Origin of the sequence: Algoriphagus resistens (assembly GCF_001442615.1) — a bacterium.
GTDB lineage: Bacteria > Bacteroidota > Bacteroidia > Cytophagales > Cyclobacteriaceae > Algoriphagus > Algoriphagus resistens.
Genome location: NZ_LMXN01000005.1, coordinates 82,599 through 109,061 on the forward strand (window position 1 = coordinate 82,599; position 26,463 = coordinate 109,061).

Below are 26,463 nucleotides of genomic sequence, written 5' to 3' on the forward strand. Positions count from 1 at the left end.
GAATCAGATTTCAAGGCTTGATGTAAAAAGCGATAAGTAGCTTATAGGGTTTGAAACTGAAGTCATGAGAAATGATGTTGGGCTAAGATTCAGACATTAAACCAAAAAACAAAGCAAGATTGGTTGGTGAGAATAAGAACAGCTGCGCCCTCAGTGAAATCTTCAGTGACCTTAGGTAGTGAACAGATTAAGAGAGACCACCAGCCTCTCTTAATCTGTATTTGGTTGATTGGTTTTTAGTTATTGTTACCGTAAGCCTTATCGTGGAAATGGTATCTTGCATCGTCTGTTGCTTGCACCAATTTGCTTTCAGTATCGATTATCATTACTGCCGGTGCAGCGTCGGTGCCTTTCATGGCATTCCATTCGGGCTGCTCATCTCCGTTAGGATTTCCCGTCTTGATGAAATTGGCAAAGTAATTCATGAACGTTTTTGATACCTGATAATCATCAGCGGTCCAGGAATAAGCCTCTACCAACGGAAGATTTCCCATTGCATATTCTATTTCACAGGCATGTGGAGCACCAATAGGCTCTGGCTGTTTTGGTCCGCCTTCTACCACTCCACCAGCAAGACCTGAACTCAGGTTGGCATTTTTTAGCGGTGGACGAAGCTTGCTGTATAAGTATCGGAAAACAGGTTGGTCAGAATTTTTAGCATGGAGGTCAAGCCACTTCCAGGTAGAATAAGCAATGAATCTATCCGCTGCCAAGTTAGTCGCTGATCTTTCCACTTCTTTTGCATCGGTATGCGGATGTAAACTTAATACTTCTTCATAATCAGAAGGATAAACTTCCTTCACTTTGGCAATGAATGCTTCTGTAGTGTATGGCTGGCCTTGCATAAATGCCATACCTGGGATTTCGGCAGAATTCCATCCAGCAAGAAGTGGCACCATTGCCTGCTCTCTTGCTTCGAAAATCTCAGGAAGTGTTTTTGGAAGAAAATAGCCATCCAATACTACTGGGAACCCAAAGCGTTTGGACTCATTGTATAGCTCGTAAATGTCCATGGTAGAAAGAGCCCTGAGTTCCTCAATGTTACTGATACCGGCGTTAGAAATGAATTCTTCGCCTTGCTTCTCAGCTTCAGCCAGAGGTGTTGGTGCCAAAGTCGGATTGATACCGGCTCCACTTTCACCGATTGCTCCTGCGATAAGATCTTTGGACAGCGGAGATGCCATTTGGTAACTGACAGAAATAGAACCAGCGGATTCGCCTGCGATGGTGACTTTTGCAGGGTCGCCACCGAAAGCTGAAATATTCTCCTTAACCCATTTCAAAGAAGCCATTTGATCCATCAAGCCGTAATTTCCAGAAGCTTGGTAAGGAGCTTCGGCACTCAATTCAGGATGGGCGAAGAAACCGAAAATATTCAGTCTGTAATTTACCGTGACTACCACAATTCCTTTTTGCGCCATGGCTTCTCCGTTATAGCGGGGTTCAGAGCCGTCACCAGCTACAAAACCACCCCCATAAAAATAAACCAATACAGGAAGATTTTCTGTATTCCGGCTTGCTGGAGTCCACACATTCAAGTAAAGGCAATCTTCGCTGATCCCGTTTGATTTGAAGTCCATGTCTCCAAAGACGGGAGCCTGGACAGCTCTAGGCCCAAATTTTTTGGTTTCCTTCACTCCAGACCAGTCAGCCAATGGCTGGGGCGCTTTCCAACGTAATTCACCCACAGGAGGCTGTGCAAATGGAATTCCAAAGTATTTTTGTATGCCAGTCTTGATGTCGTATGACCCTGCAATCAATCCGTTTTTGATTTGGGTCTGTACTTCGAAGGAATTGTTATTCTGAGCTTTCAGCGTGGAAGTTATTCCAACGAAAAATATCAAGCTGAAAATCTGAATGGATTTTAGAAATATTTTCATAGGTATAAATTATTGTTTCTTTGTGAAACAATAGTAATTGCTTATTTTTAAAATTCCTATTATTTACATTAGTATTGGATAGTTTTGCATATGTCTTTATCTCGAGAAGAATATCTTCCAAATATTTCTTATGACTCTGTAATCTTTGGTTTTTCTGGAGAAAAGCTGAAAATATTGATTTTGGAGTATCATAATATGAAAACTTTTGCGCTGCCTGGTGGTTTTGTCAAAGTGGATGAAGACCTAAATACGGCCGTGCATCGAGGTTTGTCAGAAAGAACAGGTCTGAAGGAAGTTTATTTGGAGCAGTTTTACACCTTTGGATCGATGGATAGGCATAACCCTGAAATTATGGGTAGAATAATGAAGGAGCAAGGTCATTCAGATCCTGATCATTGGCTTTTGGGAAGATTTGTAACGGTAGCTTATTATGCCTTGATCAATTATGAAAATGTTACTCCCAAACCTGATGAACTTTCAGATTCTATCGAGTGGTATGATTATGACCATTTACCGATGTTGATGATGGATCATAATAAAATCGTGGACAAAGCACTGGAGCATCTCAGGACCCATCTGGATCAAAAATTGCTTAGTATAAATTTATTGCCGGATAGGTTTACAATGAAGGATCTGCAGCTGGTGTATGAGGCAATTCTTGGGGAGGATCTGAATAGGGCTAATTTTCAGCGAAAAATGCTGAGTCTGGATATTTTGGAACGTCATGACAAACTCTATTCGGGTGGCTCCCATAAGGCGCCATTCTTATATAGTTTCAAAAAGAAGACTAAGACCTAAGTGTTTTGGTAAACATCACCCCACCTTGATAGCATACTTACCAAGCAAACCCGGTAATCCATCCAGGTCAAATCGTGCGCCTTTAATCCGGTTGCGCTCGGGATCAATGGAATAGTGAAGTGTATTTCTGAAATCTGTCTTCTCCAGTATGGTCTGATCAAAAGTAACCCCGCTCAAATCCGAACCTTGGAAATCAGACGCTGTCAAATCAGTTTGGGTAAAATCAACTTCTGTGAGTCTACAATTTATAAACTTTGATTTTTTGATTTTTAAGTTGTAAAAACTGCAGTAGTCCAGTAAGCAGTCTTTGAAGAAAAATTCCAAAAGAAAGGGATTACTAGCGTGGAAATGAATACCAAGCATCTTGCAATGTTCAAATCTCACGTGCTGAAAAGACACATCAGGCACCCTGATGTTACTGAGGTCACAATTTTTGAAGATGCAATTCTCAAAACTTGTTCCTCTCAAATCCAGACTGTTGAAATTACATTGCTCAAAGGTACATTTCTCATATTCAGCAGTAGGGAAATCTATAGTGGTGAAATTTTGTGTCAGAAAATGCTTGTCGGAATAGTAAGGCACAGAATGAATATGATTTAGGATATTCTTAAGGAATTAGGAAAAGATCAAACCTGGTAATTTCTAAATTTTGGTTATATGGAAAGAAATAGGCTAATCCTTAGGTGGTGAAATCATGATATGCGCCCGATGTGTCCCCGGGTCCATTATCCATGGCATGCCCGGAGCATTCGGTTTTAACGGAAGCCCCGTAGTCTCTGCTGTAGCCCAAGGTAAATATACCACATATCTTAAGTAGGTATCAGTGACATTGCCGGAATTGACGTCGTAATTTTCCGGGTCTGCAGAAAGCACAAAGAGTGTAGCACCATCCCTAGGCATTTGGAGTTTGCCACTTTTGGCTTCCTCCTCTCTAATGTCAAAAATCTCCTGAAAATTTTTCCCCTCTTTTTTGAGTTCTCTACCTCTTTTCATAAATTTCTCTAAATCAACATGGTAGCAAGATACACTAAAGCCTTTTGCATTAGGATCATCTGCAATGCAGATCATTTCATTGCTGCCTTTTCGTAATTCGGTTAATTCGCCACTTTCATCATACCCCAGGACTCTTGCATCTGATTGTTTTTCTTCAGGAGCTGCCAAAACTGCAGTTTTAATCTGGACTTCTTTAGTAGGAACTGCAAGAATTTGAGAAAAAGCGGGGAAAATTGTAAAACAAACTAATACTGCGCTAAGTAGGGTTTTCATCGTATCCGAGTTAAGTATGGGATTAATTTAAGCTTTTTCAATCAGCTTGACAACATGGTTTACAATCAGATATTATCCAGCCATTTCGTCCAAAGTTAATTTGCTGACAGTTAAGTTTTCATTTGCCACAAATTATAGCTGGATAGTTTATCAGTTTTTAACCAATAGGTTCAATGAAGCCTATAGGGGGAAAACATTCTAGTTAAGTTCACAGAGAACTGCTAGTGCTAGAAGTTCAACGACCAAACGCCTCCCTTTTCCGCATGGGTAATTGGAAGAAGCCTTTTGTTTAACATTGCATGGGGCTGGCCTGAGAGATCCAAATCCCAAAGATCACCATGAAGAAAAACATTGAAAGCTACGTTTGATTTTACTTTTCTAGTTGAAGAGGGCGGGTAGTTTTCCTCTTTTGATCCAAGTTTCACCAGGTTGTCCGTGTTTTTTGAATTTCTTTCCATAGCCGCTATTATTTCATTAGATGGCTCGGAATGTTCTCCCGTACAAAAAGTTGAGAATAGAACAGTCCCAGAAGATAGGCCAGAAACATTACTATAGGATTGACTGTGCCAGCTAGCTTTGCATAGTGCTACTGATGTTTTTCCGAATGGCAGTTCAAAAACCTGGGATTTTCGAGGCTCATCAGAATACAAATCCATAGTAGAATCTGGAAATGGTTTCAAAATAGGTTCCCCAATTACGTTCCCATCGGGGCCAAATAGAAAGGATGCATTGTAGAGAGGTCCGTTGAGTTCAACATAAATTTTTCCTTCCATCACGCTGGGGGCCGGCAAAACAATAGATCCAGCAATAATATAGGCTCCAGTTTCTTCCGAAAGCTCACTAAAGGTGGTGTAATATGCGTTTAACATTACTTTTGCCTTCATTCGGAAAATAGCTGAAGATTCTGTATTGATTTCATCCCCTGTTTTCAAAAAGCCCAAAAAGAACTCAAATGCATTGCTCCACGCTAGGGCGCTCATTACTTTTTGAAGGGATTTCATTTCACTGATAGCATGTTTTTCTCCCACCAAAACTAGCCATGTACCAACATTTTCAGGAAATAGGATTAACGTATTCTCATCAATAAAATCTTTGGTACCTGCTGCGGCTAAATACTGCCTTAATTTGGATTTGTAGATATCCTGATTAAAATAATCAGAAACTTCCATATAGGGCTGAATAGCCAGAATATTGTTCGTCAGGGAATCAGAAGGATTGACTTCTTCCACTACCGTAAGGTAGCTTTTACTTTCTTGTAATGGTGTGTTTCTGCCAGAAAAAGACCATATAAGCCAAACAAATACAGCAAAAATAAATAGGGTAGTAAACTTTCTGATCATTGCCCGAATTTAACACTAGCTTTTCTCAAAATCACTTTCCGGCATAGTTAAACGTTAGCTTTCTTAATTCTGAAAGAGTAAATGAGGTGTCGCGTTTTATAGTTCAATCTCAACGCTCTGTCCTTTTTCAAGATCGAGATCCATTTCAGATCCATCGTAGAAAACCGAGATTCGACCGCTTTTTTCGGCATAGATTCTATAGGTTTTAAGTTCCCCATCCTGCCAAGTCATATCAATGGCATAGTTTCCTCTAGCCTTTAATCCTGTCACACTTCCGCTTTTCCATGCCTTGGGTAAAGCAGGCAAAAGCCGAATCATCCCATTCTCGTGGGATTGTACGAGCATTTCAGCCACGCCTGCGGTGTAACCGAAATTTCCATCAATTTGAAAAGGCGGATGCCCATCAAACAGATTTGGGTAAAGAGATTGGGAAAGTAATTTTTGAATATGTTCATGGGCCATTTCCCCATCCAACAGCCTGGCAGAGAAATTAATGAGCCAAGCCCGTGACCAGCCAGTTCCGGCTCCACCATGTGCCAGTCTGTATTCCAGAGTTTTCCTCACTGCTGCGAATGCATCCGGTGTTTTACTTTTTGTAATAGCGTCTCCAGGATGAAAAGCATACAAATGGGACATATGTCTATGGCCCTTTTCATTTTCCTCGTAAGGCTGATCCCATTCTAATATTCTACCGTCTTCGGCTATCTGAACCCCGGCCCGAAGATTTGCAAGTTGGTTTGTCACTTTGTCGCGGAGCGGGGACTCTTTGCCAAGAATCCCTGAAGCCTTAAGGTAATTGTTGAAAACGTCAGCGATAATCTGCTGATCCATTGCAGCTCCCATCGTAGCAGCTACTTTTTCTCCTTTTTTATTGATAAACTGATTCTCTGGAGAAGTGGAGGGAGAGGAGACAAGCTTTCCGTCCTCTGGGTATTCTACCAGCCAGTCAGAATAGAATGCCGAAATTGTTTCCAAAGCCGGAAATGCCCGCTCTTCAAGAAATAGCTTATCCTGAGTAAATAAATAGTGATCCCAATAATGTCTGCCTATCCAACCACCTGCACCTATCCAACTTCCCCAATAGGCTGTGGCGGCACGCAGAAAAGCCACTTGCCACAAGTCTGTGGTATGGGGAACCATGGAGCCTGCCATGTCAAAATTCTCTCGGGCCGCATTTTTCCCGTTTTCTATCACACCGTCAATAAAATCAAATAGTGGCTGATTTAGCTCGCTCAGATTAGTTACATCTGCCGGCCAGTAATTCATCTGTAAATTGATATTGACATGGTAATCGGCATTCCAGGGAGCGGCAATATGATTATTCCAAAGCCCTTGCAAATTAGCCGGATTGGTGCCGGGCCGGCTCGAGGAAATCAACAGGTAGCGCCCATAGTCAAAAAGTAGTTTTTCCAGATGCAAGTCGGTTACCCCATCCTTTACACGTTCTATTCTTTGGTCGGTAGGAATATTGTCAGGCTCTACTGAACCCAGATCCAGCTTCATTCTTTCGAACCAAGACGCATATTCCTTTTCGTGTGTATGAAGAATTTCTCCCCAGCTTTTCAGTTGTATTTTCTCCAATTGCCGATCTGCCTCCGCTTCGAAGTCCTCATGGTAAAAGGACGTTGCCGTCACTAATTTCAGGGTGAATTCCTTTGCACCGGCAATGATCAAAGTGGAATCAGAGGTGGAAATCTCTCCCGATTGGTTTTGGGCGAAAAGCAGGGTTCGGAATTTTACACCATTCAAAATCTCAATAGGCTTGGAATCCAGTCGCCCGCCCCGCTGCGTTATCATGCCGGACATTTCCAGTTGGCTATCATTCAGTGAAGAGGTCTTTGCTGTCGCAAAGCCATTGTCTTCAGGGCGGCTCATGGTAATTTTGGCCTGAAATCCCTCAGGATGCTCGGTTTTGAAGCGGATGACCAATGCATCATCCGGTGCTGAGGCGATTACTTCCTCGCTAGTTGCATATCCGTCTATGGTATATTCTGTCCGAACGGTTGCGGTAGAGAGATCAAGCCTTCTTTTTTTAAAATCAGTTTCCTCTTTGTTCTCAAATTCTATCCAGAGGTCTCCCAGGGTTTGATGAGATCTGGTAACCTCTTTTCTAGAGAATTTCAGTACCAAAAGTGAATCGGCTTTCTTGTTATCACCTGCCAATAAATAGGCTCGGATTTGATCCAGATCAGCTCTTTTTCCTTCAGCCAAATCCCAATCTTCATAGTCTCCCGGCCAGAGTGAATCTTCATTTAACTGAATTCTTTCCATGCCGGGAACCCCCATCACCATGGCGCCCAGTCGGCCATTCCCCACAGGCAATCCCTCTTCCCATTTTATTGCAGGTTGATTGTACCAAAGTATCGAGGGGGACTGGCCAAGCGTGAAGCTATATAAGGAAACTAAAAGCAGAATGCTCAGCAGGTACTTTTTCATAGGTATTTTGGGTCAAAAAATAAGATTACGACAAATCTTTGAAGTCGCCAACCAAAATTTTGAAAATTGCCTATTTGAGGATACTAAGGTTGTTTTTTACTGTGAAAGCAAAAAAGTGCGAAACTCATCTGTATTGAAATTGCTCATTCCTTCTTGATAAAAGACAATTTTGCCTTCCGGGTTAACTACCAAGGTGGTAGGAATTGACTCACTTTGTAAGCTTTGATTCAGCCCAAAGCTGGCATGTGCAGTTGGGAAAGACCAGTTTTTCCCTTCTATAAATCCCTGACTTTTTTTGATGTCATTATCAATTCCTATCATCAGAAACTCCAGGTCGGGCTGGTTTTGTACGGACTTATAAAGTTCCGAAATATGGGGCATTTCTGCACGGCATGGCCCGCACCAAGAAGCCCAGAGGTTAATGAAAAGGGTTTTGCCACGGTAGCTCTCCAGGTCTATTTGTTGTCCATCAAATGTCATGAATTGGCCTTGGTATTCGAACTGTTGGTCCGTTAAGTCAGGGATTTCGATCTTGGGCTTGATGAGTCCCGTGGAAAGTAATACCGACTGTAACCCACCGATGATGACTGGTAAAAGCCCTGTGAAGTATAAAAATGCTACAATGCTGAGCATGATGCCCCAGCTTTTAATTTCTTTTTTCCAATCTACGCTCATTTTAGGTAATTGATTTACGAGTTAAGGGATTTGTGGAAACCTTTGGTTTTGAGAACCCTGAAGGTTTTACTCTGTCCTGATAGGTAAGGTTTTTATGAATATTGAAGATTTAGGTCTTTCACGCAGTCTGATTCGTCTTTTATCTTCCTGCAATCTTTACAATTTCTCAATTTTTTATTCATTCAATTTTACAATCTTAAAATCAGACGCTTAGTGACATCAATCACCTTTCATACTTTTTGTCTTCAAAAGGAGGCTTAACTTGCGTCTCAAATTTAGATTAGAATTTTCTTTAGCATATGAATTACGAAGTACAAATAGCCGCCGAACTCCAGATTAAACCCAGCCAAGTGAATGCCACCGTGCAGTTGCTTGACGAAGGCGGAACGGTGCCTTTTATTTCCCGATACCGCAAAGAAGCCACTGGTGAATTGGATGAGGTACAAGTAGCCGCCATCAGGGATCGGGTGTTACAGTTGAGAGAGTTGGCCAAGCGGAAAGAGGCTGTACTGAAATCCATTGAGGATCAGGGGAAACTGACACCGGAATTGAAAGACAAAGTAGCGGCTGCCGAGACGATGTCAAAACTTGAGGATATTTACCTACCCTACAAGCCAAAACGTCGGACCAAAGCCACAATCGCCAGAGAGAAAGGCTTGGAACCGCTTGCTGAACAGATATTTGAGCAAAAATCAATCAACTTGCCCGCTGAAGCAGAGAAGTTTCTGGATGCTTCAAAAGAAGTGAATTCAGTCGATGAAGCCCTACAAGGTGCCCGCGATATAATGGCTGAGTGGATCAATGAAAAGGCTGAGTTACGGGAGAAAATGCGAAAGATTTTTCTGGAAGAGGGAGTTTTTTCTTCGAAAGTTTTGCCCGGTAAAGAGCAGGAAGCGATCAAATATAAGGATTACTTTGACTGGTCTGAACCCATCAAAACAGCTCCCTCGCACAGGGTGTTGGCGATGAGAAGAGGAGAAAAAGAACTGTTTTTGATGCTGGATTCTGTACCGGAGGAAGCTTCGGCGATCTATCAAATGGAGAAAATGATTCTTGTTGATGCGGCAAATTCATCTGTGGAACAGGTGAAACTTGCCATTAAAGATTGTTATAGAAGGTTGCTGAAACCTAGCATGGAAACTGAGGTCCGCCTGCTCACCAAACGTAAAGCAGACGAGGAAGCGATTAAGGTTTTTACTGAGAATTTGCGCCAGCTATTGCTTGGAGCACCTTTGGGAGAGAAGTCTGTGATGGCAATTGATCCGGGGTTCCGAACCGGTTGCAAACTGGTATGTCTTGGCCCGCAAGGACAGTTTCTGCACTACGAAGCAATCTATCCACATGAACCACAACGCAGATCTGCCGAGGCAGGAATGGCTATAAAAGGATTGGTTGAGAGACACGGGATCCAGGCAATTGCAATTGGAAACGGAACGGCAGGGCGCGAGACAGAGACTTTTGTGAAAAGTCTAGGCCTTCCAAAAACTGTGATCGTAACGATGGTGAACGAATCAGGAGCATCTATTTATTCGGCATCAGATGTGGCACGGGAAGAATTTCCTGATCTTGATTTGACAGTAAGGGGAGCTATTTCCATCGGAAGAAGATTGATGGATCCTTTGGCAGAACTGGTGAAAATCGATCCTAAATCTATCGGAGTGGGTCAGTATCAGCATGACGTGGATCAGAATGCCCTGAAAAATGCGTTGGACGATACGGTGATGTCTGCGGTAAATGGAGTAGGGGTAGAAGTGAATCTTGCCTCTAAGCAGCTATTGACTTATGTTTCAGGTTTGGGCCCTACTTTAGCTCAGAATATAGTGGAATTCAGAAATGAAAACGGCCCGTTCAAAAGTAGGGCTCAACTGAAAAAGGTACCTAGACTTGGTGATAAGGCATTTGAGCAAGCTGCCGGATTTTTGAGGATTAGCAAAGCAAAACATCCGCTGGATTCCTCTGCCGTTCACCCTGAGCGATATGCTTTGGTGGAGCAAATGGCAAAGGATGTGAATGCCTCTGTACCTGACTTGATGGGGTCGGATGAATTGAGAAATAGGATTTCTCTAAGGAATTATGTGTCGGAAACCGTTGGCTTGCCTACGCTGCAGGATATTTTGGAGGAATTGGCAAAGCCTGGAAGAGATCCCCGGGAGAGTTTTGAAGTTTTTGCTTTTGAAGAAGGAGTGAATAGCATGTCAGATCTGAAAGTTGGAATGAAGCTCCCTGGCGTGGTGACGAATATCACCGCATTTGGCGCATTTGTGGATGTGGGAGTACATCAGGATGGTTTGGTGCATTTGAGTCATTTGGCAGATCGTTTTGTGAAGGATCCAAATGAGATTGTTTCTGTCAACCAAAAAGTGCAGGTCACTGTGATGGAAGTGGATATTCCCCGAAAACGGGTTGGACTTAGTATGAAGTCAGATCCTTTTGGGGAGCGGGGTAAAAAGATGGAGAAGAAACCTGTTGCTAAAGCTCAACAAAAGGAATCAGAAGGTTCGATGGCTGATAAATTGGCTGCTTTGAAAGGTAAGTTTGGGGGGTGATTCTTTCTTTTAACCACAAAGTGCATTGAGCTAGCGCAAAGATTCTGCGGAGAGTTTTGCCGTCGTGGTTATTATCACTCGCAACTTTTGTTTTCGAAATACTTGTCTTTTGCCTAAACCAAAGTCGAGACTTGTAAGTGGAGACACTAAAATGGGCGAAATGATTGAAACCCTGAGATGAAAATCTTGGGGTTTTTCAATACATCATCCCAAACACCCAAAGCGGTACTTTTTTGCCAAAGCCATGCTCTATTTCATCAGCTGCAATCAGGTAGTTGTCTATGTGATTTACTTGGGTGGCATCTTTGTTTTTACCACCAACTTCTATGACCAGATCGTCCACTTTGAAGTCTCCAGATTTTGGAAGCCTGACTTTTTGCTTAAGGTTTTTGAGTTGGTTGAGAAGGAAAGTTTCCCGTATCGAACCTATTTCTGGATTGGCTTTTAATGCGTAGGAAAGATTTGTGTTTTCTAGGTAAACTTTATCCGGCTTTTGCAAAAGAGAAACTCCCTTTCCCTCTGCGATCAGAAAATTTAGCAATCGGGCTTTTTCCAATTGGGTGAGCCATTCATATACCGAATCCCGACTGGTTTCTACTTTTCTAGCAATCGAAGATACGTTCGGCTTGAAGGGAACCGACTCTGCCAACACGCCAAGTAGTTTCTTCACTTTATAGGCTGTTCCGGCGTTGTAATCAGCAATAAATGCCAGATCAGATTCAACTACTGTATTAATAATCTGCTGGAGGAAAACCGGGATGGTTTCAGGGTTTGACTCGGTGATGATAGGAAGATAGCCTCTTTTGAGATACTCCTTGAATACCGGTAGAGGTTGAAGGAGGGAGGTGATTTCAGATGTGATTTGAGAATGTGTGTTCTGAATTTCCGCAAGAGAAACAGGTTGAAAATTTTGGTTCTGAGTCAAGTTCAGGTATTCCCGAAATGACATTCCCGGTAATTCATAAGTAATCACTCGTCTGCTCAAATCGGACTCGCCTCTATAAATATCCAGTGCGGAAGAGGAGGAAAAAACAACTTTCAGATCAGGGTAAGAGTCATAAATGTTTTTGAGTTCCCTCGACCAATTTGGATATTTGTGAACCTCATCAATGAACAAAAAACGCCCTCCATTTTGATAAAAAGTATGGGCTGTCTCCACCAGATTGTGAGTGTAAAACCAGTAATGATCTGCAGAAAAGTATAGCGCGACGTTTGTCTGAGGTTTAATTCCAAATTTGATTCTTTGAAGCATCAGAGTGGTCTTTCCGGAACCTCTAGGTCCTTTTATGGCAATCATTCGCTGATTCCAGTCTATTTTGTCGAAAAGGTATCTGAAGAACTTGTCTCCAACCTGACTGAGTAGATTTAGGGAGTTTGAGAATAAAATGTCCATGATTTGTCGAATATATTCTACAAATATAAATAATAATTATCGAATTAAAACTACAATATGATCATTTTATTGTCGATTTTATTCGACAGTATTAAGTGTTAGGGAATAGTTGAAGATATTTAGGTAGGTTTTAAATAATAAGTCTTTGCCCGAAATCGCACAAAAATGTTCGAAATATTTTGAGAGGCTACAGTAAAAGCTTGCTTTTTTGCTTAGAAAAGCCTGTTTTTTCTGGTTTGATCTTGGTTACTTGTGCGTTTTATTAACATTTTCGGATACAAGAACTATGTGGAAAATATATTCTAAAATCGCCTGGAGAAATCTTAAGAAAGGGAAGCGTGTGACGCTGATCAATATATTGGGATTGACACTTGGGATCACGGCAGCTTTTTTACTTTTCACGGTAGTGAGCTATGAGTTGAGTTACGATGACTTTCAATCCAACGCGGATAGGATTTATCGTGTAGTGACCCAGGATGAATATGTGGATGGTCTCGATTATACGCCAGGCGTGTCGCCGCCGATGCCTGATGCTTTGAAAAACGACCTTTCTGGAATTGAGGCAATTGTTCCTGTGGTAAATTCATCGGTTTTTATTTCCACAGAAAGAGCTGCAACTAACTCTGGGGAAAGCAAATTCATTGTGGAAGATGCATTTTTCACTACACCTGAATATGCGTCTCTTTTTGATGTAGAGGTGCTGGCAGGAAATCTTCAGGTGTTAGCTAGTCCAGGACAGGTGGTACTCACAAAGACAGAAGCCAAGCGGCTATTTGGGAGTTGGGAAAATGCCTTTGGGAAATCGATTTTACTCTCGAAAAGAGTGGAGGCGAATGTAGGGGCAATTGTGGCTGATATTCCTGAGAACAGTAATTTCCAGTTCAACATGCTGGCTTCTTATCAAACTCTTAGGAGCAACGAGGCGGTATTTGATTACCATTTTGATGAGTGGGGCAGCTTTGGAAGTAATTTCCAGCTGTACTTGATGCTTCCAGAATCAACTGACCAAAGCCATATTAATCAGCAGCTGATAGCTTTTGCGGAGAAAAATTATAAAGATCGAGGTACTTCAAAGAAGTCATTTTTCCTTCAGCCAATGGAAGATATCCATTTTGACAACCGGTTTGATCCGATCAGCGGTGAAATGATCCGAAAAGCAACAATTTATACATTGGCTCTGATCGGGATTTTTATACTCCTTATGGCTTCCATCAATTTTGTTAACCTTTCGACTGCGCAGGCAATAGGTAAAAGTAAGGAAGTAGGGATCAGGAAAGTGATGGGAGGAAGTAGATTGCAGGTTATTGGACAGTCCTTTGGAGAAACATTTATGGTTGTATTTATCTCGGCCATCATTTCTACCGTTGCAGCTACTGCTCTGCTTCCGTTCTTGAGTAAAGTTGCAGAGGTTCCAGATACAATCAAGTTGATCACACCTTCATTTCTGCTGTTTTCTGGTGCTATAATTTTGGGCGTTACACTCCTTTCCGGGTTTTACCCAGCCTTTATTCTGTCAGGTTTCCAACCGGTCCAGGCGTTAAAAAATAAAATTCAGGTAGCTCAAATCGGTGGGGTTTCACTTCGGAGAAGTCTGGTGGTGATGCAGTTTGTCATCGCCCAGGTACTGATGATTGCCACGGTGATTGCTGTCAAGCAAATGACAGAGATTCAAGAAGCGGATTTGGGGTTTTCGAAGGAGGCTGTCTATTATTTTGAGATTCCTTTGGATGAAGCAAAGGATGGTAGGTTGGATGTGCTGAAACAGCGGTTAAAATCCAATTCTCAGATCAAAAGTGTGAGTGTGTCAAGCGATGTGCCTTCTTCTAATAACAACTGGGCATCGAATTTTTGGTTTGATGGCAAAAGAGAAGATGTTCAGTTTATGACTTCGCTGAAGTACGGTGACGCTGATTATTTTGACAATTATGGGTTACAGTTTGTATCCGGAAGTGGATTTTCAGAAAGCGACACGCTGAAAGAGGCTGTGATCAATGAGACTATGGCCAAAAAACTTAATCTATCAGACCCAGAAGATGCGATTGGAAAGACGATCACCATCGGTGGTGGAGGTCCCTGGATGACAATCACAGGCGTAGTGAAGGATTTTGCTCAGAATTCCTTGCGCGAAGATGTGAAGCCATTTATTATCGCTACCGAATTATCACAATACGAAGTCTTAGGCTTAAAATTGGATAAGAATGCAAGTCAGCAAACATTGGCAAACATAGAAGAGGAGTTCACATCTATCTATCCAGATGCCATTTATTCTGGTCAGTTTTTGGATGAAACGATTGCGAATTTCTACCGGAGAGAAAATCAACTTTCTATGGTTTATAAAATCTTCGCAGTGCTTTCGATAGTGATTTCCTCGATAGGACTCTATGGGTTGATTTCATTTTTGGTAGGGCAAAAATTAAAAGAAATAGGAATCAGAAAAGTGCTGGGAGCATCTGTCAGCCAGATTACCTATTTGCTTTCAAAAGAATTTATCGTACTCGTGTTTATCGCTTTTGCTATAGCCGTACCACTTGGGTATTACCTTACGGATCAGTGGCTACAGAATTTTTCCTATAAAACCACCGTACCGAGTGGATTGTATGCATTGGTGATCCTTGTGTCGCTTTTAATTACTGCAGCTACAGTTGGTTTTAGGTCTGTAAGAGCAGCATTAAGCAATCCTGTGGACAGTCTGGCAGATGAGTGAAATTGTTAGAGGTTTTTTATTAGATATTCGACCAAAAGTCCCCGCAGATCAGCACAAAAAGGAGGAGGATAAACGTAGACTTGGTTCCATATCCAATCCGTATTTAGTATGGAACCAAATCTGCAGGAATCAGTGATAGTTGTCAGCAAACATCTTTAGGAAAAGACTGTCTCACGTTGATCTTTTCTTAGCAGGCGAAGCAGCTTCGCCGTGATGGCAAATCGAATCGACCTCCAAATTAATGAAAAGTGGCCAAAAGTGGCCACTTTGTTTTTTGAGTTTTATCCTAAAACCTCCGAAGTAATCTCCAGCGATCTGAGTCGTTTTTCAGGATCATAGATATTGGTCGAAACCATCAATTCGTCCACTTCCACCTGTCGGAAGAAGCTCTCGAATTGAGCTTTGAGGGATTCCTTAGTTCCAATGAATGTACAGGCCATCATATTTTGGATTGCGGCAGCTTCCGGTTCTGTCCAGATACCCTCCATACTTTTCACAGGTTTTTTCATAGGATAAGACCTTCCCCGGATGATCCCTAGTGCCGTTTGGTAAAAGGACGTGGCCAAGTAGTGGGCCTCCATGTCTGTATCAGCTGCGATCACATTGACACAGGAAATGAAATAGGGTTGTGCCAAATCCTCAGATGGCTGAAAATTTTCCCGATAATACTTAGAAGCATTAATGAGATATCCTGGGGCAAAATGGCTCGCGAAAGCGTAGGGGAGACCTTTCTGAGAAGCAAGTACGGCACTGCTCATGCTTGAGCCCAGCAGGTAAATAGGAACGTCAAGCCCCTCGGCCGGAAAGGCACGTACTTTGGAATCAATATTCTCTTCTGAGAAATATTGTCGAAGGTCATCGAGATCAGCAGGGAATTCTTGGACGGATTCATGCCGCCCTCTTCGCAGGGCGGTAGCAGTAGTCTGATCAGTTCCCGGAGCTCTGCCTAGTCCAAGATCAATCCGGTTGGGATAAAGTGTGGCAAGTGTTCCAAATTGTTCTGCGATAATCAGCGGGCTGTGATTTGGAAGCATGATACCCCCTGATCCCAATCGGATAGTAGAAGTACCATTTGCCAAATAGCCGATCAAAATCTGTGGGGAGGAGCTTCCGACATTTGCCATGTTGTGGTGCTCTGCGAGCCACATTCGGGTATAGCCAAGCTGTTCTGCGCGCTGGGCTATCTGCAGGCTTCTTTCGTAAGCGTCTTTGGCATCGAAGTCCTCGCGGATGATAGCAAGGTCGAGCAGGGAGTATGGTTTAGTAGTTTTCAAAATAGCTGGTTTTAGATAGTTATAGATCAAATTGATTTTATTTCAGGAAAGTTTCTTGCTAGGGAAAGTTTCCTAGCATCCTTACTGATTCATTTGTCCCCAGCTTGAGACAATACTACCTCATATTTGATTGGTTAACAACGTGTTTTGTCCTAGTTTCACCCCTTTACGAGTTAAATTGGACTTTTGTCTTTTGGCTTATTATTTGGTCTTTATGTAAGCATGAATTCTGAAAAGGAGATCGTTGAATTCGAAATTGTGGATCCCTTTCGGTTAAAAAGTCAAATTAAACTAGATGCCCTATGAGTTCAATAGTAAGAATCAAAACCAGCATTCTCGAATCTTGTGAAACCTGTATCACAGCTTGCTCTGATTGCATAGAAGCTTGTCAGCACAAGCCTGGTATGGGCGATTGCATCAAATGGTGTGAAAGGTGTATCGACGCCTGCAAGGATTGTATAGGTGCTTCTGAGCGTAGTTCGCTTGACCGTGCCATCACTATGCAACAGTGCGTTGATGTTTGTTACAATTGCGCCAAGGAATGTGAAAAGCATGAGCACGAATCTTGCATCCAATGTGCAGACGCATGCAGGCGATGCATTGCTGAATGTGAAGCGATGCTCGCTTAAACTCAAAGAGGCTGATCAAATAGATGATCAGCTTCTGTATTTTTGTATCATTTTACTGGAAATATCTATCCCTCTACTTCCAAGGCTTCTAAAATATCCGCCAGTTCGTCAAAGTCTTTCAGACCAGGCTTGATTTCTTCTCCACCTGTGAGAGAAATGCCATAGAGGTGTAGCTCAGTAATTAAATCTAATACATTCTCTGCAGTGATACCTACTCCTAGTATCACCCGGCAATTTTCACTGAGCAGTTTTATTGTTTGTTTGTCATTTTCATCCAATTCTTCATGCTTTGAAGTGATATGGAAAATGATTCCTGATTCACTCAGTTTTTCAGCTACTTCTAATTCTATGTGCCTTACCTCTTCTAAATCCATTTTATAGATCATCCCATAACCTTTGCCCTCTAGGTTGGTAAGTGGTTCGATTCTATCGTGCTCTACCCATTTTACTGTTGGGTAATTCTTTAGTGTTTCTAAGACTTCCTGGGCATTGTAAGTTTCGAATTCACCCACAAAATCAAGTCCTGAAACCCAACCTGTGATTTCATTATATTGGGTAGGAGTAATAAATTTTTCAGATTTTTCTTCAAGTGAAAAACCCAGTAAATCCACATACATTCCCGCGCAGTACCGGGCATCAGATAGATTGGTGATCCCGCTGATTTTTACAAAAGTGCTTAAAGCCATGGTTCAAATTTTGAAATCGCTAAGTTAAACAGGATGATCGGCTAGAAAAAAGTATTTCGAAACTGTATGAGGCTTCGTTTACCCAATATTCAGGAAAATACTAGTATTTTTAGTCATCGAAGGTTCATATGGATAGACAACTACCCCTTACTATTGTAATTCTGCTGGCACTTTTTATTTCATGTGACCGGAAAATTGAAGAAGAGCCAGTTGACTTAGGCTATGATTTTCAGCCTTTGGAAGTTGGGCTGTTTTGGCTCTATGAAGTAGATCAAACAACCTATTTTGGGGAAAATGATTCAGAACAAGAGCATTTTTTCTATCGTGATCATATTATCAGCTATTATACCAATGAAGAGGGAGAGCAGGTTTTTGTCGTGTTGCGCTCAAAATCACAGGACAGAATTGACTGGAGTATTGAACTGCCCTATACACTAATTCAACGGGATCTTTCATTGGTGAGAACCATAGAGAACCAGGCGATCGTGACCTTGGTTTTTCCTCCCACGGATGGGATAGTATGGGATAGTAACGTGTATAGAAATGAAGCGGAAGACGATTTTGAGATGATCAGTTCAAGGAAAACCATACGCGTAAACCAAGAAAACAGCGACGATCTGGTGACTTATAGAGATATTCGCTTCGAAATTTATGAAGAGGGGGTAGGTATGGTGGAAAAGTACGAAGAGGTGTTGACCTACTGCTCAAGAAATGATTGTCTAGGGGAAATGTTGATAGATTCAGGTTATAAGATTCACATGAAGTTGGTAGGTAATGGCCAGGATTAGATTTTTAGCTCTCTTTATAATTGCAATGGCTTTTTACGGTGATTTAGCTGCGCAGGATCGCTATGCAGTATTTTATAAGTATAAGCCGCAGGAAAGTCTTTCGCTCGAAAAGCCGGATGAATTTCTAAGTCAAAAAGCGCTCGAGCGCAGAAGCAGAGAGGGAGTGCTGCCTGATAGCCTGGATCTGCCTGTAGCGCAGAAATATGTGGACGCGGTAGCTGAAAAGTCAACCTACATCCTGTATTCCAGCAAATGGTACAATGCCACTCTGTTGGTCACAGAAAAGGAGGGTGTCAAAGAGTTAGAGGCTTTTCCTTTTGTGGATAGAGTTGAGCTAGTTGGTCATGGTTTTATTGCAAATCCCGACGGTAAGATCGGTAGCAGGATATATGCATCTGAATCCCATAAATTCCGGAATCCCTCTTCAGAAAGTACCTGGGTTTTGGCTACAAATGAGGAAGCATACGATTTCCAGAATTCCTTGCTTGGGATAGACAAAATGCATGAAGAAGGCTATACAGGTAAAGGCGTGACTATCGCTGTTTTCGATGCGGGTTTTCCAGGATCCGAAACTGCCAGTCCCTTGATTCACCTCCAAACTAACGGGCAGATCATAGCCACTAGAGATTTTGTAAGACCATGGAATCAGAATGTCTATTCTGACAATCAACATGGCACCAATGTGCTTTCGCTGATAGCTTCCTATGAACCCGGGAAAATGGTCGCGGGAGCTCCTGATGCAAATTATATCCTTGCGATGACTGAGGAAATAACTACTGAATACTGGATAGAAGAATACAACTGGGTTCGTGCCGCTGAATATGCAGATAGCCTTGGTACGGATATTATCAGTAGTTCTGTTGGTTATTGGGATTTCGATGACCCTGAAATGAACTACACCGTAGAGGATTTAGATGGTGAAACCACGATAATTGCCCGCGGAGCAAATATTGCGGCCAGTAAGGGGATTCTTGTGGTTAATAGTGCAGGGAATACTGGACCTTCGGAATCAACTTTGAATTCTCCATCCGATGCCAAAGGGATTTTGGCAATAGGCTCTGTGGATAGAGAGTTAACTGTTTCTGGTTTCAGTTCCCGGGGGCCAACCGGTGACGGAAGAGCCAAACCTGATTTAGCCGCTTTTGGAGGCGGTACGGTACTGATCCGGTCTAATGGAGAGATCGGCTATTCCAACGGGACGTCATTTTCAGCACCACAGATTGCTGCATTGGCAGCAGGGCTCTGGGAAGCAAAACCGGAATGGACTAAAGATGAATTAGTGGAAAGCTTATTGACTAGTGGAAGTCAAGCAGAGGAACCGGATAATTTGTTGGGCTATGGTATTCCCAATTTTTTTGATGCGCTTTACGGAGAAATACTAGGGGTGGAGGATAAGGGTGAGGAATTTGTGTGGAAAGTTTATCCTAATCCGGTCATCGGCGATGAACTGAATATACATTTTGGAAATAGCCTCAGTGCAGAGTTTTCGCTTACAGATCTTAATGGCCGGGTTTTCGCCAATCAAATTTTAACTAGGCAAACTCTCAAAGAACCTTTCCGGATCCTGTTGAATGGAATAAATCACGGCTTTTATGTGATTCAAATGCAAGATGGAGAATTGATCAGGCATGGAAAAATAGTAAAGCAGTAAAGATAGATTTGTGGACTGATCATTATTTTAGCTTTTTTACACAAACAAAAACAAAAACATGACCCCATTGATCGCCCCTTCAATATTGGCTGCTGATTTTTCAAATCTCCAAAGAGAAGTAGAAATGCTTAATTCCTCTGTGGCGGATTACATTCATGTGGATATTATGGATGGGGTTTTTGTCCCTAATATCTCATTTGGTATTCCTGTAACCGAGGCAATCCGGCGCTTCGCAAAAAAGCCCATGGATGTACACCTGATGATTGTAAATCCTGATAACTACCTGGAGGCTTTTAGAAATGCCGGAGCAGAAGTGATCTCAGTTCATTATGAAGCCTGTACCCATTTGCATCGTACGTTGCAGACTATCAAGCACCTCGGGGCAAAGGCAGGTGTGGCAATAAATCCCCATACTCCTGTGGAATTATTGACCGATGTGATAAATGATATAGATATGGTTTGTTTGATGTCCGTGAATCCTGGATTTGGCGGACAAAAATTTATAGAGCATACATACTCAAAAATTTCCCGTTTAAAAGACTTGATTTTAGCGAGAGGTGCCAAAACGAAAATTGAAATTGATGGTGGGGTAACTATAGAAAATGCATCAAAATTGATGGCTGCAGGGGCAGATGTACTTGTTGCAGGCAGTTTTGTTTTCAATTCCCCTGACCCCGTTCGTACCATCAGCCAGCTAAAATCAGTCGAATAGGTATAGAGGATCGTTTTACCTTTTATCATAAAATTCCTTAAAAAATATTGACGATTCTTGAATTTTTGGATTTTGGTTTTTTTATTGAAGATTATACAGAAATTAAAATCAGATAGATTATGAAAAAAGTATTGCTTTTCGGTACGTTGTTCGCGTTTCTAGGGCTTGCTGCTTACGCACAAGATGAGGAGATAGTCACAGATGAAGACTTGGCTAAATATGCAAATGTAGAGGTGACATTTGATAATTATGTAAATTCAAAAACTGAGGAATTAAAAGCTATGATCTTGGAAAATGAGATTTTCCAAGGTGGTGCAAGATATAATGAAATCAAGGCTGCTTGGGGAGATGAAGCAAAAATGACAGAAGCGAAAGTTACTGAAGAAGAAAAAGCAGCGTTTGTAGAAGTTAAGGATTTTCAGGAATCCCTTCAGGGAGTGTTGAAGGAATATAAAACCGGTTTAATTATGGATGAGGAGATGTTGGGTGCTGGGACTTACAATAAAGTATTGGCAGCAACGAAAGAAGATCCATCTATAAAGGAAAAACTGGATACTATGATCGCTGAAATGAAAGCGAAACAGGAAGCTGAAAAGGAAGATACTGAAGAGCCAACTGACGGCAAATAAGATATTTTTAATGTTAATAGTAAGATGCCTCCCAATCGGGAGGCATTTTTTTTTAATTTCACACCAAGAGTCCGAAGTATTCGTTTATGATAAGTATGAATTTAAAAAAACTACCCCTCTCTTTAGTTCTTTGTTTTATAGTGACAGCGGTCGTTGCACAGCAGGAAGATATTTTCGGGATTTCCGAGAAGGCGAAAAGTCCGAAAAGTGAGTCGGGTTTAGGAAATGTCACACGAAATGTATTGGAAATGTTTAGTCTTGAGCTTTCAGGAGGAGGTGCCTATCAGCAATTTGGTACTAGCTTTTATTCGGAAAATCCTAGCCTTTATCCCTTCTCTCGTTATCAAAACCTGGATGGTGATCCACTGGATATTTCCGAAGAAAACCCACTTGACATGAAGGGTGGAGACTGGGTGTTTCCAAACTGGAACGGTGGGGTGAGGGTCAATCTTTTTAACCTCCTTACCATTGGAGGAGGATTCGGTCAGGAATGGGGGAACCTAGCTCCTATGCAAGGTGGGGATTATCAGTTTGACTTCGAAGGGGCTACCTATCAGGTAGACAAACTTTATGGGACTGTAGGATTGGTGCTTTATGATGCAAAAAGGAGGCGCTCATTTCTTAACTGGCGTTATAGGAATTACTCATCTTCTAATCTTTACATGCAGTCCGAGTTAAGGCAAAGGGCTAGACAAAATTATCCTTGGAGATTTATCCTTGAAGCTGAGTTTGGCAAGTTGAATCTCAAAAAAGCCTATGATGCCACCTTGGATAACGGTGTTGATCCATATGTCCCTAGGCTAGCTGTATCAGATAAGAATTATTATGGTTTGGGATTGAGGGTTGAGCGGGATTTTTCCGATTACACGAAAGTGTTTGTGAAAGGAGGGGCAGATTTTCGCAGCTTTACCTATGCCGCATCTGATTTTTCGCAGTTTCAGGAGTTAAATCAACAAGTCTATGCTATGCAAGCGGGACTGGCTGTCCGTTTTCCGGGAACCAAGCGCTGTAAAATTGCAGGCTGCGGTGTAGTAATGAAGCATATGCACAACGGAGTGGAGTATAGAGGCAGTGGGATTTTTAATTTTCAGGACAGGAAAATAGGGCAGTGGTATTAATGTTTTGATTATACACTTTGGTGTTTGTAATCTCTTTTCAAAACCAGTCGGTTTTTACTATCTTGCAGCCTTAATCGACCCCGTGAATAGCATTATATGGCTCAAGGAGAAAACGAGAACATCATACCCATTAACATTGAAGAGGAAATGCGTGGTGCCTACATCGATTATTCGATGTCGGTTATTGTTTCAAGAGCACTTCCTGATGTCCGTGACGGACTGAAACCAGTACACCGAAGAATCCTTTTTGGGATGCAGGAACTGGGCGTATTACATAACAAACCTTATAAGAAATCTGCCAGAATCGTAGGTGAGGTACTTGGTAAGTATCACCCACATGGTGATTCTGCCGTGTACGAAACGATGGTTCGTATGGCGCAGCCCTGGTCCCTGAGATATCCGCTGGTGGATGGTCAGGGTAACTTCGGTTCTGTCGATGGAGATAATCCGGCAGCGATGCGTTATACCGAAGCTAGGCTGAAACGCATTGCAGAGGAGCTTTTGGTGGATATCAACAAAGAAACAGTTGATTTTCAGTTCAACTTCGATGACTCCTTAAAGGAGCCGATCGTTTTGCCGGCTAAAGTACCTGCGTTACTATTGAACGGAGCTTCAGGTATCGCAGTAGGTATGGCGACGAATATGGCACCCCATAATTTGGGTGAAGTAATTGACGGAATTATAGCCTACATTGATAATAATGAGATCACCGTAGCTGAATTGATGGAGCATATTATCGCACCTGATTTTCCGACCGGCGGTATCATCTATGGTTATAATGGAGTGAAAGCTGCTTTTGAAACCGGCCGCGGTAGAGTAGTGATGCGGGGGAAAGCCAACGTAGAAGTAAAGGACGGTGGTAACAAAGAGATGATTGTTATCACTGAGATTCCCTATATGGTCAATAAGGCCAGTATGGTAGAGAAAACTGCCGCACTTATCAATGAGAAAAAGATAGACGGTATCTCTGCAATCCGTGATGAGTCTGACCGCTCAGGAATGCGAATCGTTTATGAATTGAAACGTGACGCTATTTCCAGCGTAGTTCTTAATAACCTCTATAAGCATACTCAGCTACAGACTTCATTCTCAGTGAATAATGTCGCCCTGGTAAAAGGGAGACCGCATACACTGAACCTAAAGGACATGATCGTTCACTACGTGAATCACCGCCATGAGGTAGTGATCCGAAGAACGGAATATGAGCTGAGAGAAGCTGAAAAGAGAGCGCACATCCTTCAGGGTTATCTGATAGCTTTGGATCATTTGGATGAGGTGATTTCCTTGATTAGAAGTTCAGCAGATCCGGAAACAGCCAGAAACGGGCTGATGGAGAAATTTGATTTGAGTGAAATCCAGGCAAGAGCAATTCTCGATATGAGATTGCAGCGATTGACTGGAATGGAGCGAGACAAGATCATCAATGAGTACCAGGAGATCATGGCATTGATCGAGGAGCTCAAAGAAATCCTTGCCAACGAAGAAAAGCGAATGGAAATCATCAAAGAAGAGCTTGCTGAAATGAAAACTCGCTATGCTGATGACCGGAGAACTGAAATTGAGCATAATGCTGAAGATTTCAGCTATGAAGATATGATTCCAAATGAGGAGGTGATAATCACTGTATCTCATGAAGGATACGTAAAGCGTACCGCACTTACAGAATATAAAACGCAAGGTAGAGGCGGGGTAGGATCACGTGGAGTGAGTACCAAGCAGGATGATTTTACAGAATATCTTTTTACCGCATCCACCCATAATTACCTATTGATTTTTACGGATAAAGGGAAGTTGTTCTGGTTGAAAACCTACGCGATTCCTGAAGGGTCGAAGACTTCCAAAGGAAGACCTATCCAGAACCTGATTAGTATTGAGCAGGATGATAGAATCCGTTCAATCATCCAGGTTGCCGATTTGAATGATCAGGATTATCTGAATAATCATTTCCTGGTGATGGTGACCAAACAAGGCATTATCAAGAAAACTACACTAGAGCAATATAGTCGTCCGAGAACAAACGGTATCATCGCGCTTAACATCCGTGAAGATGACCAACTGGTCAATGTGGAAATGACCAATGGCAGTCAGCATATTGTGATTGCGGCTAAGTCAGGTAGAGCTATTCACTTCAACGAAACAGCAGTAAGACCAATGGGGCGTACTGCAACGGGAGTGAGAGCTATCAGGTTAAATGATGAAAATGATTATGTGATTGGCATGGTATGTGCGTCCGAAGAGAATGCAACGTTGCTAGTAGTTTCTGAGAAGGGCTATGGAAAGCGTTCCAGCCTTGACGAGTATAGAATCACCAATCGTGGAGGGAAAGGCGTAAAAGCAATGAGTGTAACGGAGAAAACCGGTGCATTGGTTGCAATCAAAGAAGTAGTGGAAACTGATGATTTAATGATCATAAACAGATCTGGTATTACCATTCGTATTTCTGTAGATGGACTTCGTATCATGGGAAGAGCTACTCAAGGAGTAAGATTGATTAAAATCGGAGAGAATGACGAAATTTCCTCCGTCGAAAAAATATCCAGGGAAGAAGAGGTAGAAGCAATCGTAGATGCAGCATTGGCAGATGGTGCAAATGCTGAGAACACTCCTGATGAATCTTCAACCAACGGGGCTGATGATACTTCTGAAGAACCGAATGAAATAAACGAATAACCAACCAAACAAGAAAAATACGCTAAAATGAAGAAGCTAATTCTATCAATGGCCTTGATCGGTGCAACGACCTTGGCTTTTGGACAAAAAAAAGTGGTTCGATCTGCGGAGAAGAACTTCAAGTCCGGAGATTTAACTGCAGCGATGGCTGACATAGAAGCTGCCAGTGCTGATCCCGAAACTGGAAGTGACCCGGCTACTTATTTACTTAAGGCTCAGATCGAAACCAAAATGTTTGGTTCAGATTCTTCCAATACTGCTTCTACAGTCGAGACTGGAAGAACTGCATTGGCAACGTACAACAAAGCTCTTGAAATGGCTGGTGGTAATAAAGAAGAAGGTTTAGGAAAGGATATTTATACAGAAGATATGCCGGGAGTTCCTGATAACCTGAGACCCTATTCTATTTTTACCCTTAAAAATATATCCTTCGACAAAGCTCTTGAAAGGTATAATGCAGAAGATCAAGAAATGGCTTATGAATTCTTTGATCTGGCAGGGGAAATTGATCTTACGGATACTACCGTTCATTACAATGCAGGCTTCATAGCAAATGAGTTGGGTAAATTCGAAGAGGCAAAAAAGCATTTCGGATACCTGCTTGACGTTGAGGAATATAATAAGCTAACAGTTTATTATTTGTTGGTTCAGATCTTAAGCGGTGAAGAAAAAGACCCAGAAGCAGCATATAATATAATTATGCAGGGTAGAGAAGATTATCCTGATGACAAAGTTCTTGCAGAATATGAGATTCAATTGCTACTCCAGCTAAACAAAATGGATGAAGCAATGGCGTCTATTCAAGAAGCATTAAAAAATGATCCGAACAATGCTGGAATTCTTTTAAGATCAGGATACCTTAAGGAACAAGCTGGTGATATGGAAGGAGCATTGGCAGATTACAAAAAATCTGTTGAGGCTGATCCTGAATTCTACGATGGTAACTACTACACCGGAGCGCTTTTGTTGGATAAGTCTATGAAAATTCTAAATGAATTGAGTGCCCTTCCGGATGATGAATGGGAAGCCAAATCCCAATCAATGGGAGAAGAAGCAAATGTTCACTACAAGGAAGCAGTGAAGTATTTCGAAAAAGCGCTGGAAATCAAACCTGATAATGCTGAAGTAATGATTATTCTTTATCAAGTGCACGAACGGTTGAAGAACACAGAAGAAGTTGAAAAATACAACAAGATGTTGATCGAATTGAAAGGTCCTAACTGGCTAGATAATATTTAATCAGTGTAGGTAAAAAAAAGGCCTCTGAA

Annotated in this window: 20 protein-coding genes; 10 read left to right on the forward strand and 10 right to left on the reverse strand. The window is 42.0% G+C overall.

The genetic code is table 11. The annotated features are described in order from the left end of the window. Positions 1 to 236: 236 nt before the first annotated feature. Positions 237 to 1,880 (reverse strand): carboxylesterase/lipase family protein, encoded by a 1,644-nt coding sequence (locus AS141_RS10960; RefSeq protein ID WP_057937710.1) that lies wholly within the window; start codon positions 1,878 to 1,880, stop codon positions 237 to 239. Positions 1,881 to 1,970: 90 nt separating this feature from the next. Here AS141_RS10960 and AS141_RS10965 point away from each other — a divergent pair, with 90 nt between their 5' ends. Next, positions 1,971 to 2,678 carry an NUDIX hydrolase gene (locus AS141_RS10965; protein WP_057937711.1) on the forward strand — a complete coding sequence of 236 codons (708 nt, stop codon included), beginning with the start codon at positions 1,971 to 1,973 and terminating at the stop codon, positions 2,676 to 2,678. Between the two features lie 15 nt (positions 2,679 to 2,693). Here the strand turns inward: AS141_RS10965 and AS141_RS10970 are convergent, their stop codons facing one another. The 5 genes from AS141_RS10970 to AS141_RS10990 all read right to left on the reverse strand — a co-directional run bounded on the left by AS141_RS10970 (position 2,694) and on the right by AS141_RS10990 (position 8,395). Beyond that, entirely contained in the window at positions 2,694 to 3,260 is a 567-nt protein-coding gene (locus AS141_RS10970; protein WP_057937712.1) for a pentapeptide repeat-containing protein, read from the reverse strand. Positions 3,261 to 3,350: 90 nt separating this feature from the next. Further along, positions 3,351 to 3,944: a hypothetical protein gene (locus AS141_RS10975; RefSeq protein WP_057937713.1), complete on the reverse strand. Its 594-nt coding sequence runs from the start codon at positions 3,942 to 3,944 to the stop codon at positions 3,351 to 3,353. Positions 3,945 to 4,171: 227 nt separating this feature from the next. After that, positions 4,172 to 5,284 carry a carbon-nitrogen hydrolase family protein gene (locus AS141_RS10980; protein WP_057937714.1) on the reverse strand — a complete coding sequence of 371 codons (1,113 nt, stop codon included), beginning with the start codon at positions 5,282 to 5,284 and terminating at the stop codon, positions 4,172 to 4,174. 96 nt (positions 5,285 to 5,380) lie between these two features. Then, positions 5,381 to 7,720, reverse strand: coding sequence for a glycoside hydrolase family 95 protein (locus AS141_RS10985; protein ID WP_057937715.1), 2,340 nt, complete (start codon positions 7,718 to 7,720; stop codon positions 5,381 to 5,383). 96 nt (positions 7,721 to 7,816) lie between these two features. Next, a complete protein-coding gene (locus AS141_RS10990; RefSeq protein ID WP_057937716.1) occupies positions 7,817 to 8,395 on the reverse strand; it encodes a TlpA family protein disulfide reductase in 579 nt (192 codons plus the stop codon). 299 nt (positions 8,396 to 8,694) lie between these two features. Here AS141_RS10990 and AS141_RS10995 point away from each other — a divergent pair, with 299 nt between their 5' ends. Further along, complete coding sequence (locus AS141_RS10995; protein WP_057937717.1) at positions 8,695 to 10,941, forward strand: Tex family protein; 2,247 nt, start codon at positions 8,695 to 8,697, stop codon at positions 10,939 to 10,941. 196 nt (positions 10,942 to 11,137) lie between these two features. Here AS141_RS10995 and AS141_RS11000 read toward each other — a convergent pair whose 3' ends face one another. Beyond that, a complete protein-coding gene (locus tag AS141_RS11000) occupies positions 11,138 to 12,334 on the reverse strand; it encodes an ATP-binding protein (RefSeq protein ID WP_057937718.1) in 1,197 nt (398 codons plus the stop codon). A 286-nt stretch (positions 12,335 to 12,620) separates the two neighbouring features. Between AS141_RS11000 and AS141_RS11005 the strand changes: the two genes are divergently transcribed. Beyond that, entirely contained in the window at positions 12,621 to 15,038 is a 2,418-nt protein-coding gene (locus tag AS141_RS11005) for an ABC transporter permease (RefSeq protein WP_057937719.1), read from the forward strand. A gap of 281 nt (positions 15,039 to 15,319) precedes the next feature. Here AS141_RS11005 and AS141_RS11010 read toward each other — a convergent pair whose 3' ends face one another. From AS141_RS11010 to trpF, 3 genes are all read right to left on the reverse strand, one after another. After that, positions 15,320 to 16,312 carry an LLM class flavin-dependent oxidoreductase gene (locus tag AS141_RS11010; protein WP_082632278.1) on the reverse strand — a complete coding sequence of 331 codons (993 nt, stop codon included), beginning with the start codon at positions 16,310 to 16,312 and terminating at the stop codon, positions 15,320 to 15,322. A gap of 308 nt (positions 16,313 to 16,620) precedes the next feature. Next, positions 16,621 to 16,866 carry a hypothetical protein gene (locus AS141_RS11015; RefSeq protein WP_057937720.1) on the reverse strand — a complete coding sequence of 82 codons (246 nt, stop codon included), beginning with the start codon at positions 16,864 to 16,866 and terminating at the stop codon, positions 16,621 to 16,623. A 140-nt stretch (positions 16,867 to 17,006) separates the two neighbouring features. Beyond that, positions 17,007 to 17,627 carry a phosphoribosylanthranilate isomerase gene (gene trpF / locus AS141_RS11020; protein WP_057937721.1) on the reverse strand — a complete coding sequence of 207 codons (621 nt, stop codon included), beginning with the start codon at positions 17,625 to 17,627 and terminating at the stop codon, positions 17,007 to 17,009. Between the two features lie 128 nt (positions 17,628 to 17,755). On the opposite strand from trpF, the gene AS141_RS11025 reads away from it, so the two are divergent. The 7 genes from AS141_RS11025 to AS141_RS11055 all read left to right on the forward strand — a co-directional run bounded on the left by AS141_RS11025 (position 17,756) and on the right by AS141_RS11055 (position 26,434). After that, positions 17,756 to 18,415 (forward strand): hypothetical protein, encoded by a 660-nt coding sequence (locus AS141_RS11025; protein WP_057937722.1) that lies wholly within the window; start codon positions 17,756 to 17,758, stop codon positions 18,413 to 18,415. Next, complete coding sequence (locus AS141_RS11030) at positions 18,402 to 20,066, forward strand: S8 family serine peptidase (RefSeq protein ID WP_057937723.1); 1,665 nt, start codon at positions 18,402 to 18,404, stop codon at positions 20,064 to 20,066. Before AS141_RS11025 ends, AS141_RS11030 begins: the two co-directional genes overlap by 14 nt. Before the next feature lie 58 nt (positions 20,067 to 20,124). After that, on the forward strand, positions 20,125 to 20,778 hold the full coding sequence (gene rpe, locus AS141_RS11035) for a ribulose-phosphate 3-epimerase (protein WP_057937724.1): 654 nt from the start codon (positions 20,125 to 20,127) through the stop codon (positions 20,776 to 20,778). 119 nt (positions 20,779 to 20,897) lie between these two features. After that, positions 20,898 to 21,407, forward strand: coding sequence for a hypothetical protein (locus AS141_RS11040; protein WP_057937725.1), 510 nt, complete (start codon positions 20,898 to 20,900; stop codon positions 21,405 to 21,407). Between the two features lie 95 nt (positions 21,408 to 21,502). Then, positions 21,503 to 22,525, forward strand: a complete 1,023-nt coding sequence (locus tag AS141_RS11045; protein WP_057937726.1) for a hypothetical protein — start codon at positions 21,503 to 21,505, stop codon at positions 22,523 to 22,525. Positions 22,526 to 22,621: 96 nt separating this feature from the next. Beyond that, the gene (gene gyrA, locus AS141_RS11050; protein ID WP_057937727.1) at positions 22,622 to 25,195 is read left to right on the forward strand and encodes a DNA gyrase subunit A; all 2,574 of its coding nucleotides are present in this window, start codon (positions 22,622 to 22,624) and stop codon (positions 25,193 to 25,195) included. 27 nt (positions 25,196 to 25,222) lie between these two features. Then, on the forward strand, positions 25,223 to 26,434 hold the full coding sequence (locus AS141_RS11055) for a tetratricopeptide repeat protein (RefSeq protein WP_057937728.1): 1,212 nt from the start codon (positions 25,223 to 25,225) through the stop codon (positions 26,432 to 26,434). Positions 26,435 to 26,463: the final 29 nt, after the last annotated feature.

Excerpts from the sequence above, each read along its gene's own strand:
- AS141_RS10960 (WP_057937710.1), bottom strand. The coding sequence starts at position 1,880 with ATGAAAATATTTCTAAAATCCATTCAGATTTTCAGCTTGATATTTTTC.
- AS141_RS10965 (WP_057937711.1), top strand. The coding sequence starts at position 1,971 with ATGTCTTTATCTCGAGAAGAATATCTTCCAAATATTTCTTATGACTCT.
- AS141_RS10975 (WP_057937713.1), bottom strand. The coding sequence starts at position 3,944 with ATGAAAACCCTACTTAGCGCAGTATTAGTTTGTTTTACAATTTTCCCC.
- AS141_RS10980 (WP_057937714.1), bottom strand. The coding sequence starts at position 5,284 with ATGATCAGAAAGTTTACTACCCTATTTATTTTTGCTGTATTTGTTTGG.
- AS141_RS10985 (WP_057937715.1), bottom strand. The coding sequence starts at position 7,720 with ATGAAAAAGTACCTGCTGAGCATTCTGCTTTTAGTTTCCTTATATAGC.
- AS141_RS10990 (WP_057937716.1), bottom strand. The coding sequence starts at position 8,395 with ATGAGCGTAGATTGGAAAAAAGAAATTAAAAGCTGGGGCATCATGCTC.
- AS141_RS10995 (WP_057937717.1), top strand. The coding sequence starts at position 8,695 with ATGAATTACGAAGTACAAATAGCCGCCGAACTCCAGATTAAACCCAGC.
- AS141_RS11000 (WP_057937718.1), bottom strand. The coding sequence starts at position 12,334 with ATGGACATTTTATTCTCAAACTCCCTAAATCTACTCAGTCAGGTTGGA.
- AS141_RS11005 (WP_057937719.1), top strand. The coding sequence starts at position 12,621 with ATGTGGAAAATATATTCTAAAATCGCCTGGAGAAATCTTAAGAAAGGG.
- AS141_RS11015 (WP_057937720.1), bottom strand. The coding sequence starts at position 16,866 with ATGCTTTTCACATTCCTTGGCGCAATTGTAACAAACATCAACGCACTG.
- trpF (WP_057937721.1), bottom strand. The coding sequence starts at position 17,627 with ATGGCTTTAAGCACTTTTGTAAAAATCAGCGGGATCACCAATCTATCT.
- AS141_RS11025 (WP_057937722.1), top strand. The coding sequence starts at position 17,756 with ATGGATAGACAACTACCCCTTACTATTGTAATTCTGCTGGCACTTTTT.
- AS141_RS11030 (WP_057937723.1), top strand. The coding sequence starts at position 18,402 with ATGGCCAGGATTAGATTTTTAGCTCTCTTTATAATTGCAATGGCTTTT.
- rpe (WP_057937724.1), top strand. The coding sequence starts at position 20,125 with ATGACCCCATTGATCGCCCCTTCAATATTGGCTGCTGATTTTTCAAAT.
- AS141_RS11040 (WP_057937725.1), top strand. The coding sequence starts at position 20,898 with ATGAAAAAAGTATTGCTTTTCGGTACGTTGTTCGCGTTTCTAGGGCTT.
- AS141_RS11045 (WP_057937726.1), top strand. The coding sequence starts at position 21,503 with ATGAATTTAAAAAAACTACCCCTCTCTTTAGTTCTTTGTTTTATAGTG.
- gyrA (WP_057937727.1), top strand. The coding sequence starts at position 22,622 with ATGGCTCAAGGAGAAAACGAGAACATCATACCCATTAACATTGAAGAG.
- AS141_RS11055 (WP_057937728.1), top strand. The coding sequence starts at position 25,223 with ATGAAGAAGCTAATTCTATCAATGGCCTTGATCGGTGCAACGACCTTG.